Here is a 3,188-nt window from a genome sequence, read left to right on the forward strand (position 1 = left end):
AGCGCCATCGAGGCGGAGATGGCCCGGCAGCAGGGCGGCGGCGGCGGCGGTGGCAACGAGGGCTACGGCAATCGTGGGGGCGGGGACGGCTACGGCAGCCGTGGAGGTGGCGGCTACCAGGATGACGTTCCGCCGCCGAGCGATGACGACAACATCCCGTTCTGAAGTGGCATGACGGGCGCCCTGTCACGGGCGCTCGTGAGGCGGGACACGGACACCGTGCGAAACACGGTGTCCGGACCGGCCCGCAAGCAGGGGTACGGAGGCGTGAGGACGTCCGCGCCGTGCGCAGGGCCGTCGAGCAGGCGCGGTGCGCCCCGGTGGCCTGGTCTCACGACGACAACGTGGACCGCCACTCACTCAGGCCGCGGCCTGGGTCGCACTGGCGCACGGGAGCCACACGGTGAAGGTGGTGCCCTGTCCGACGGCGCTGTCGACGGTGACCTCTCCATGGTGTCCATCGACGATGCGGCGGACGATGGCGAGCCCCAGTCCGGTGCCACTGGCTCGAGTGGTGAAGAAGGGCTCGAAGATGCGCTGTTGGACCTCGGGAGCAATCCCGTGCCCGGTGTCGGAGATGGTGAGCCGGGCGTGAAGAGTCCCGGAGCGCGTCTCCGGCTCGATGCGAGTGACGAGGCTGCCGCCCGAGGGCATGGCCTGCACGGCATTGGTGAACAGGTTGGTGAGGGCGACGTGGAGCAGGTGGGCATCCAGGTCGATGGGCGGCAGCGGCTCGTCCAGGGTCCGTGAGACGTTGATGCCCGAGGGCCCCGAGCGCAGTGAGGCACTCAAGGCGCCCTCCACCACGGGGCCGAGCGCCTGGGTCCTCAGTCGTGGCTCCATGGGGCGGGTGAAGTCGAGCAGGTCATTGACGATGAGGTCCAGGCGCTGGACTTCCTCATCCATGATGACCAGCAAGGTGCCCGCGGGCCCATGGGCCGTCTGGGGCGCGAGTCGGCGGATGGCGGCGAGCGCGTTGGAGATGGCGCCCAGGGGATTGCGAACCTCGTGGGCCACGGTGGCGCTCAGCTCTCCGAGGGCGGCCATGCGCTCGCGTCGCACGAGGGTGGCCTGGGTGGCGGCGAGCGTCTGCAGGGACTGGCGCAGCTCCTGGTTGAGGTGGCTCACTTCTTCCTGGGCGCGACGGCGCTCGCTGAGGGCGCTGGCGAGGAGCAGTCCGGACACGCTGGCCACGGCGAGGAAGGACTGGAGGAAGGTGAGGCTGTCGTTGTGCCAGGCGAACTGGGCGAAGGGGCCGTTGCCGTGGGCAGTGTGCCAGAGGGCGAGCGAGGACATCACCGCGGTGGCCATGGTGGTGCCCCGGGCCTCGAAGCGCAGGGCGGCCCAGAGCAGGAAGGGGAAGGACAGGTAGGTGACGGGGTGGAAGGTGGCGGGAGGCGCGGCGGTGGGCGGCATGCTGAACACCCACTGGGTGGTCACGCCGAGCAGCAGCAGCAGGGCCGCCAGCTCCAGCCGTCGTTGCCGGTTCCACCCGTCGAGTCCCCGTGAGAGCCAGGTGAGCAGCAGGGGCGCCACCAGCAGCACGCCCATGGCGTTGCCCACCCAGAACACCCGCCACGAGGGCCAGAAGTCACTGGGGGCCAGGCGCAGGGCCGACAGCATCATCCCCATGCCCAGGGTCGCGCTGATGAGCGTGCTACCGAGGGCGGCCAGTCCCACCAGTCCCAGCACGTCCCGCACGCGGTCCATCGCCGGGTGGAGTCGCACCAGTCGCCGCAGGAGCACGGCGCCGACCATGGCCTCGAGCAGGTTGCCGGCGGCGATGACGAAGCTGGTGGAGGTGATGGGTCCGTGGGAGTCGCCGACGACGAGCGGCTCCACGAGGATGGCGGCGAGGGCGAGCAGCGGCCACTCCCGGTGTCGCGTGAGCAGGAGCCCCACGAGCGCCACGCCGCTGGGGGGCCACATGGCGGAGACCAACTCGGGAGGGAAGGCCAGCACCGCGCCCAGCCGCACGCCGAGCGCATAGGTCGCGGTGAAGAGCACGAGCCGGAGGAGGGGCTGCCAGCGACGGGGATAGGACTTGAACGAGGGCACGTCCCATTCGTCGGGCCTCGCTCGGGACATGCGTCGCGACGAGGCGGTGGGTTCCGACGCCTTTCGGTCGACGGAGACTGGCATGGGCCTGCCTGCGCCGGGAAGCACCCGACCTCCTGGATGCGGACGGCTTCCGGCTCGGTCTGGAAATCAGGAGACCTCCACGCGCGTAGCAGTGGGGTGGGTCCAGGATGTCTCGGCACTCAGAGTACGCAATCACTTGCAATACAGGGGTTTCCCTGAGGTCACCGCTCGCTTTGAGTGGAGCATCCGCGCACGGAAAGTAAATGTATCGCCGGGCTTGCTTCGGATTTGGTGCGAAACGCTTCATTTTTGAAGCACGGGCCTCCTCTCAGTAAATCCGTGGGATTGCTGAGTCGGATGTGCGCAAGAAGCTTCAAGACTGAAGCTGCTTCCGACGCGGTGCACCGTCATTTCAAGGGCTTCGTTTCTGGCGTGAATCCTGCTCGACAGAACAGGCCAGGGAATCCCTCCCATCCGGCGTGGCGGTGAAAAGACGAGGCCATGAAATGACACCCAATGTCTGTGTCGTCGGAGCCGGGGCTTTCGTTCCATCGCGTCGGGTGAGCAATGCGCGCATCGCCCGGGCCATCCCTGGGTGGCCCGCGGAGCGCATCGAGGAGAAGCTGGGCATTCGTGAGCGGCGCTTCCTCTGGGACATCGACGAGGCGACGGGACGCGCGGTGCCTCCTCCGGAGGATGACGGCCACATCTACCCCGCGACGAACACGGACATGTGCGAGGTGGCGCTGCGCAAGGCGCTGACGGGCGCGGGCGTGGAGGCGGGGGAGTTGGACGCGCTCTTCGTCGTCACGTGTACGCCGGACGCGCCGCACTTCAACCATGACGCCATGCAGCTTCACCACCGGCTGGGGCTGCGTGAGGACGCCTTCGCGTTGGTGGTGGATGACGGGTGTGGTGGCACGACGTACGTGTTGGACCTGGTGAAGAAGATGATGGACGGGGGCCGCTTCCGCACGGTGGCGGTGGTGGCCTCGGCCTTCACGTCGCCGCTGGTGAACCGGGAGGTGTACCTGGACGAGCTGCCTCCGGGGCCGGGTCGGGCCAAGACGCTCCAGGGCTACCTCTCCATGTACGTGTTCGGGGAC

Annotated in this window: 1 protein-coding gene and 1 pseudogene; one reads left to right on the forward strand and one right to left on the reverse strand. The window is 68.5% G+C overall.

What is annotated here, in order from left to right:
* Positions 1–360: 360 nt before the first annotated feature.
* A complete protein-coding gene (locus tag HR086_RS45835) occupies positions 361–2,058 on the reverse strand; it encodes an MASE1 domain-containing protein (protein ID WP_174468807.1) in 1,698 nt (565 codons plus the stop codon).
* Positions 2,059–2,588: 530 nt separating this feature from the next.
* Between HR086_RS45835 and HR086_RS45840 the strand changes: the two are divergent.
* Positions 2,589–3,188 (forward strand): annotated as a pseudogene (locus HR086_RS45840) (3-ketoacyl-ACP synthase); the annotation flags it as partial.

Origin of the sequence: Myxococcus sp. CA039A (assembly GCF_013336645.1) — a bacterium.
In the GTDB taxonomy this organism is placed as follows: Bacteria; Myxococcota; Myxococcia; order Myxococcales; family Myxococcaceae; genus Myxococcus; species Myxococcus llanfairpwllgwyngyllgogerychwyrndrobwllllantysiliogogogochensis.